7 protein-coding genes are annotated in these 6,906 nt (G+C 66.5%); 2 read left to right on the top strand and 5 right to left on the bottom strand.

The window, feature by feature from the left end; genetic code table 11:
• Window positions 1-245: 245 nt before the first annotated feature.
• Window positions 246-1,139: an ABC transporter ATP-binding protein gene (locus QZY03_RS03450; RefSeq protein WP_295578352.1), complete on the bottom strand. Its 894-nt coding sequence runs from the start codon at window positions 1,137-1,139 to the stop codon at window positions 246-248.
• A 119-nt stretch (window positions 1,140-1,258) separates the two neighbouring features.
• Between QZY03_RS03450 and QZY03_RS03445 the strand changes: the two genes are divergently transcribed.
• Both QZY03_RS03445 and QZY03_RS03440 read left to right on the top strand, forming a co-directional pair.
• Window positions 1,259-1,837 (top strand): NnrU family protein, encoded by a 579-nt coding sequence (locus QZY03_RS03445; RefSeq protein ID WP_295578351.1) that lies wholly within the window; start codon window positions 1,259-1,261, stop codon window positions 1,835-1,837.
• 71 nt (window positions 1,838-1,908) lie between these two features.
• Window positions 1,909-3,681: an AAA family ATPase gene (locus QZY03_RS03440; RefSeq protein ID WP_295578349.1), complete on the top strand. Its 1,773-nt coding sequence runs from the start codon at window positions 1,909-1,911 to the stop codon at window positions 3,679-3,681.
• On the opposite strand, the gene QZY03_RS03435 is transcribed toward QZY03_RS03440, so the two are convergent.
• The 4 genes from QZY03_RS03435 to QZY03_RS03420 all read right to left on the bottom strand — a co-directional run.
• Window positions 3,678-4,814, bottom strand: coding sequence for a nucleotidyltransferase family protein (locus QZY03_RS03435; protein WP_295578348.1), 1,137 nt, complete (start codon window positions 4,812-4,814; stop codon window positions 3,678-3,680). The genes QZY03_RS03440 and QZY03_RS03435 overlap by 4 nt on opposite strands.
• Window positions 4,811-6,010 (bottom strand): PqqD family peptide modification chaperone, encoded by a 1,200-nt coding sequence (locus tag QZY03_RS03430; RefSeq protein ID WP_295578347.1) that lies wholly within the window; start codon window positions 6,008-6,010, stop codon window positions 4,811-4,813. The genes QZY03_RS03435 and QZY03_RS03430 overlap by 4 nt, the downstream gene beginning before the upstream one ends.
• Before the next feature lie 15 nt (window positions 6,011-6,025).
• A complete protein-coding gene (locus QZY03_RS03425) occupies window positions 6,026-6,214 on the bottom strand; it encodes a hypothetical protein (RefSeq protein WP_295578346.1) in 189 nt (62 codons plus the stop codon).
• Between the two features lie 79 nt (window positions 6,215-6,293).
• Window positions 6,294-6,906 (bottom strand): hypothetical protein (locus tag QZY03_RS03420; protein WP_295578345.1); only part of this gene is annotated, 613 nt, incomplete at its 5' end.

Below are 6,906 nucleotides of genomic sequence, written 5' to 3'. Positions count from 1 at the left end.
GGGCAGATGACGATCCCATGGGCCTTGATCGTAATCCCGGCCAGCGGCATGCGTAGTCAGGGCTTCCAGCCCTGAGGGTGTCAGGCCAGGATGGCCTGACTACGCACCTGGCGAGCCCAAGTGGCCGGAATCTTGATCAAGCCCCCCGCGACGATGCCCTCGCACCGCGTCGTTCTCCGAGCTTTGTCAGCAGCGCAACGGTTCCTTAGGGCAATTGCCTGAGCATCACGCCACCTGCCACGGGCTCAAGCCCGCAAAGCGTGCCCGGTCAACTTCAGAAACAGATCCTCCAGGTTCGGTGTGGCGACCCGCAGGGCCGACAGATCCGCTCCCAGTTGCTCCAATTCCTTGAGGACCGGCGGTGCCGCGTCCGCAAACAACTCGATCTCGCCCCCGCGACTGGTCGCCGTCGTCGGCAGGGGCACGCCATCCGGCCAGGCCGATGCCGGCAAACGGATCACCGCGGCCGGGAAGTGCTCCCCGATCAGAACGCCCGGAAGACCCTGAGCGATGATCCGCCCGCGGTCGACGATCGCCACCTCATCACACAAGCGCTCCGCCTCTTCCATATAGTGGGTGGTCAGCAGGACCGTGGTGCCGCGGCCGCGCACCGTCTCGATCAAGGCCCAGAAGTTGCGCCGCGCTTGCGGATCGAGGCCGGTGGTCGGCTCGTCCAAGAAGACCAGTTCCGGATCGTTGACCAGGGCCACCGCGAGTAGCAAGCGCTGCCGCTGACCACCGGAGAGCTTGCGGGTGTCACGGTCCAGGATCTCGTCCAGATTGCAGAGCCGGATCACCTCATCGCGCGGGGCCGTGCGGCGATAGAGGCTTGCGAACATCGTGAGGGTCTCAGCCACGGTCTGGAAATCCTGCAGCGCGGTCGCCTGGAACTGAATGCCGATGGACTCCCGGTAGGCGTGACCCAGGGGCGCGCCGCGGAACAGCACCTGACCCGCATTCGGCGTCTGGATACCCTCCAACATCTCCAGGGTCGTGGTCTTGCCTGCCCCGTTCGGACCCAGTAAACCAAAACAACGGCCGGGCTCGACCCGAAAGCTCACCCCATCGACCGCACGCACGCCGCCATTGGGTCCGGGGTAGGTCCGCACCAGATCACGGGCCTCGATCAGCGCGTCCATCGCGCACTCCCGCACCCGTCCGGGCGACAGCGGAGCCGACGCGCGGCCGCGGATTCGGTTAGGATTTGCAGACCTCTCATCGCGGCACTCCCGCCAACGTACCAACGGAGTCCTGTTCCATGGCGATCCTCATCATCGGTCTCGTCCTCTTTCTCGGTGTACATTCGCTCCCCTTTCTCGCACCGACGTGGCGCGAGACCCTTCAAGTGCGCATCGGCGAGGTCCCTTACAAGGGGCTCGCCTCGGTGCTGAACCTGACCGGCTTCTTGCTGATCCTCTGGGGTTACGGGCTGGCCCGTCAGGAACCGTTCACAGTGTACGCCCCGCCCGTCTGGACCGCGCACCTCGCATTACTGATCCTAGTGCCGGTTTTTCCCCTGTTGTTCGCCGCCTTCCTGCCGGGTCGCATCCAAACCTGGGCCAAGCACCCCATGCTGCTGGCTGTCATCCTGTGGGCGCTGGCCCACCTGATCGCCAACGGCAACCTGGCGGATGTGGTGCTGTTCGGTTCCTTCCTAGCCTGGTCACTGGCCGATCGCATCTCCTTCATGTGGCGCACCGCGCCGCCGGTGCAAGGCGCCCCGCCCGGCAAGTGGAACGATTGGATCGCCTTGGGCCTGGGGCTGCTTCTGTATGGGGCCTTCATGGGCGGAACCCACCTCTGGCTGATCGGCGTCTCGCCCTTGGGCATGCGCTGAGTCCGGCGCTCGGCGCGATTGGAGACCAGTCCGATCAGCGCCCGCCCAGCCCTGATGCGAGGAACTCCACAATGCAATTTCCGTACGGCTTAAGCGATTTCAGCAAGCTCATCCAGGGCGGATACTTCTACCAGGATCGCACCGACCGGATTCCCCTCCTCGAAGCGGCAGGAGATCAACTGATCTTCATCCGCCCCCGCCGATTCGGTAAAAGCCTGCTGCTGTCGATGCTGGAACATTACTACGACATCAAGCGGGCGGCGCAGTTCGAGGCATTGTTTGGGCATTTAGCCATCGGTAAGAATCCCACGCCACGGCATAACCAGTATTTCGTAATGAAGTGGGATTTTTCGCTGGTGAAAGCGCAGGGGGATGTAAAAGAGATCGAAGCGGCGCTGCATCGACATATCAATACCGCGATCAAGGCCTGTGCTGCCAACTATGGTTGGCATGATATTGAAATCGCTCCGGACGACGCGGTCGACTCACTCTCCTCCCTGCTGATTCGCGTGCGCCGCGAAAAACAGCGTCTCTATCTGCTGATCGACGAGTACGACAACTTCGCCAACGACGTGCTGATGGCCGGGCGCAAACAGGCGTATTACGAAGCCCTACTCTATGGCGAAGGCTTGCTGAAAACCGTATTCAAAGCGGTGAAAGCGGCGGCGGGTGGACAAGGACTGGATCGGGTCTTTATCACCGGGGTTTCACCAGTCGTCCTCAGCGACATGACCAGCGGCTATAACGTCGGGGAGAACATCTATCTCAAGGCAGCGTTCAACGACTTGTGCGGTTTCACCGAAGCCGAGATCGCTACCGTGCTGGAGCGCATGGCGGAAGAAGGCGCCTCCTGGTCGCCGGCGGACGCCCTGGAAACCATGCGCACTTTTTATAACGGTTACTGCTTTAGCGAAACCGGTGGTGAGCGGCTCTACAACCCGACCCTGAGCCTGTATTTTCTCAAGGCCTTGCAGACCGATGGCCGCTATCCGCAGGAGATGCTGGATGAGAATCTGGCGATGGATCGCGGCAAGCTGGCCTACATCGCCCAACTCCCCCATGGCGAATCGGTGTTGATTCAGGCGCTCAATGGCGAGGAGGGAGTGATCATTCCCCGCCTGGCCCGGCGCTTCGGCGTCGCGGATGTGTTGGCCGCTGTCAAGGATCAGCCATTCATGGCCTCGCTGCTGTACTACTTCGGGGTCCTGACGTTCGCCGGGCGCGGCGTGCTGGGCAAGCCGATCCTGAACATCCCCAATCTGGTGGCCCGCTCGCTCTATGTGGACCGGCTGCGGGAACTCTGGCTGCCCACCTACGAAGATCGCCAGACCATCCCGCGCCTGGCGGAAACCGTTTATCTCCAGGGCGATTTGGCCCCGCTGGTGGACTTTATCGAACGGCGCTATTTGCCAGTCCTGTCGAATCGGGATTATCGCTGGACCAACGAATTGCTGGTGAAAATCGCCTTCCTCACGCTGTTGTTCGATGACCGGCTGTATATGATGGTCTCGGAAACAGAGGTGGATCATGGCTATAGCGATCTGAGCCTGATTGTCCGATCCGATATGCGGCAGTTTCAGGCCCTGGATCTGCTCCTGGAATTCAAATACCTGAGCCTGAAAGACCTGGATCTGACCGGGGAGCAGGTGCGTGAATCCACCGCTGCGGACTTGGCGGCGCGGCCATCCATCCAGGCGAAACTGGCGGAGGCAGCGGATCAGGCGCAACGCTACGGGGCCGCCCTGCAGACCCGCTATGGCCTGACCGATCTGCGACTGTTTGCGGTGGTCGGAGTCGGGCTGGAGCGGGTGGTATGGCGGGCGGTGCAGCCGGTCACACCCTAGCGACGGGCAGAGTCATCAGCAACGCCGGGGCGCCGCCGCGCGACCCACTGCCGCTTCCAGATGCGATATTTTGCCGGATACCAGGCGGGGGTCATCAGCCGCCGCGGTAGATTCGGCAGCCGTCGGGCCAAGCACAACGCCTGCCAGTGCCAGGCGAGCAGCCGATCCAGGCGCGGGGAATCGAGCCGCCGCCAGAACCGCGCCTCCGCCCGGTGGGCCGCCGCGCTCGGCTGCACGCCCGTCGGCAGCGGTTGACCGAACAGTGCCCGCACCGCGAGCAGATAGGCGCCTACCGCATCCGCCAGGCCCCAACGCTTCAGGTCCATCATGAGCCCCGGCCAATCGACGTCCGCGGCCGCCGGCAAGGCGCGCAAGCGGGCGAACTCGAGCAGTTGGCGCAGGGAGCGGCGGTCGGACCAGAAAGCCCGATCCTGGACCTGATGATGCAGCGCATTATGCAGCAGCCGGTCGGCCAGGGCCGGGATGCGGATCCGTAACCCCTCCCAGTCGAGAGTCTCGGCGCGGGCGAGAACCGCCGCAAGCGGCAGTGCCGCCTGCTGGGGTGCACGACTGAAGAGAGCGTAGTGCACTTCCACATAACCGTCTCCGGACGGATGGAAGAGCGGCAGCAAGTGATGCGCGGACGCGGCGGACCAGAGCACGGGCTCGGCATGCGGCGCCGGAAAATAGCCCGCGGCCCGGAGCGCCGCCCCACCCCGGTCGACCTGATCGGCCGGCACACCCAAGTCCAGATCGCCCAGTACCCGCGCGAAAGCCAGCGGGTACTGATCGGGCAGCAGCGCAATGGCGCCCTTGAGCAGGACGGGGACGATGTCCGCCTGATTCAGGATCGCCACCGTCTCCCGCAACACCCTACGCAGCCGGCGATTGCGGTCGTCATTGAGCAGATAGAGGCACGCGAGGGCCTCGCGGACATCCTCCGGCACCGACGCGCGTTCATCCCAGGCCTGTCGTCCCGCATACAGGCTTGGGGCCACCAGGTGGGCGGTAGCCATCCCGTAGAGCGCCCGCCAATCCTCGATCGGGACGACAGCCGGCCGCTCCGCGACGATTTCAGCGGGAGCGAGCAAGGCCGCCAGCGCCCGCCAGCGCCGGCTGGGCGCCGAGCTCACGGCCGCTCCTCCGCCGCTGTCCGCAGGCACGCGGCCACCTGCCGCAGCCCGGTGGCCAAATCCGGATAGGTCAGGGCGAACGCCGGCAGGGCCTCGATCCAGCGGGCCAAGCCCTCCAGCTTGACCTGCGTGAGGTCGCGGATCACCGCTTCGGCGCTGATGATCCCCCGCAGCGCCTGCACCGGGGACAGCGGCGCCACCTGGGCGGCCTCCGCTGGGGCATACCGCGGCAACAGCACACAGAGCGGGCACACCGGCTGGGTGACGGCGGGGCCACGGGCGGGGAGAAAGCGCACGCGCCAGCCAAACCGCTCCACCAGCGGCGCCTGCTCCAGATCCGGCCGACCGGGCGTGAGCACCGGCCAACTGCCGGGCTTCAGACAGAGCGGCAGATTCAGACCCAGCAGTTCCCCCGCCAGGGTCACCGGCACCACGTCATCGCTCAGCAGGGCGAAGCCGGCGGCATTCAACCCCGCCGCTAGCGTGGTCTTGCCCGATCCCCCCGGCGCCACCAGCAGCAGCCCCTGACCGTTCGGTGCCACCAGACCCGCGCCGTGGAGCACGATCAGGCGTTCGGCGGGTCGACAGCCCAGATTGGTCAGAGCCGTCATGGTCGCGACCAGGGCCGCGTCCAATCCCTGACCGCATTCCAGGGTCTCGCCGTCGCGCGCGAGCCGCCAGTCATCAACCGCGCCGTACAGTTGCAGATCGTGATCCACACCCACCGGCGCTGTCTGATCCGGGTGCCGGTCCGGCGCCAGCATCCAGCCGAAGCGCTGGTGGATCGCCGCCACGCACCGCAGTCCCACCCGGCGATCGGCCACCCGCAGCGCCCAGGCGCCGGTCTCCAACGGGCGGGGCCGGGGCGCGGGCCAGACCGGTTCGTCCGGGGTGCCGAACCGCCGGTCCGCGGGGGTCTCGCCGCCGCCGTCGAGCAGCCCGGCGGACCGCCACTCGGCGACCAGGGCCATCACCTGATCGTGGGCCAACGCCGGCGACAGCGCGAAACGCTCCACGAGCAATCCGGCCACCGTCTCCGGCGCCAGTCCGGCGGCATACAGATCCCATAGCGCGGCTGCGGCCGCATCAAGCAGACATAGCCGCCGATCGCGCGGGCGAGCGAGCAGGCGGCTGGTGCCGAGGGCGGTGCTCAGGATCTGCTGACGCAGCGCCGCCGGTGCCGCAGGGGCTACCATTGATGATCGGGGTAACTAGGGACGATCCGGGGAGCCAAAGTCGTCGGCCCGCGCCGAGGTCATCAGGATCAGCATGGTCGGCGCGGTCCAGGCCGCCAGGGCACCGAGCTTGGCGAGGGCGGCGCGCCGCTCGCCGTCGGTCAGGTCCGGGGCCGGGTCGTTGATCGGGAGCTTGGACGGGGTCGGAGTGTCGTTTAAGTGCATCGTCGGGTCTCATGCGAGGTGGAGGAACACGCACCCTGCCCCGCCGACGCGGCGGGCCAGGGCGGCGGGCAGATTCGGATCAGGGTTGACCCAGGTAACGCCACGTGAAGGCGCCCTTGCCAGTCGTCAAAGTGACCCGGTAGCCCTGGGCGTTGACCTTGGCGGTGGGGAACAGGGTGCGCCCACTCGTGCGATCAATGAGCCGTGAGCGCTGCAGGATCTCGGGCGGCCCCTCCCAGGTCAGCACCACCGGGGTGCCGGGACGGTCGGTGCGAATCTCGAAGGCCCAGTCGGCGGCGGGCAGGCCCGGCACCGGATTGCCTCCGCTCAGACGCTGTGCGCTGCGAAAGTCGCTGGCATAGTCGCCGGCACTGGCACCCCACTCGGCATGGGGGAAGACCAGGGTCAGGTAGGGCGTGCCAAAGGGCGGCAGCTCCGCCAGATCGCGCGGGTCCCGGCCGTTGCGCGCCCCGAGCAGTTGTCCGAGCACGCTGTTGTGGTCGCGGTAGCCGGTGGCGGGCTCGTCGACGTTGAGGCGCAGATACCATTCCCGGCCCTCGGCCAGGGCGGTGGCGTGGGCGGCGCGCTCGGCCTGGGCCGGGTCGAGACCCTCGGCGACGACGCCTTGGGCGGTCAGCAGGTCGAGGGTGGGGTCGGTGTCGCCGGCCCCCGGGGCGGCAGCGGCCGGCGGC

The sequence above is a fragment of the uncultured Lamprocystis sp. genome, assembly GCF_903933125.1.
Classification (GTDB): Bacteria; Pseudomonadota; Gammaproteobacteria; order Chromatiales; family Chromatiaceae; genus Thiodictyon.
The sequence above is the reverse complement of the archived record's forward strand: the minus strand, read 5'-3'. Positions and strand labels throughout refer to the sequence as shown.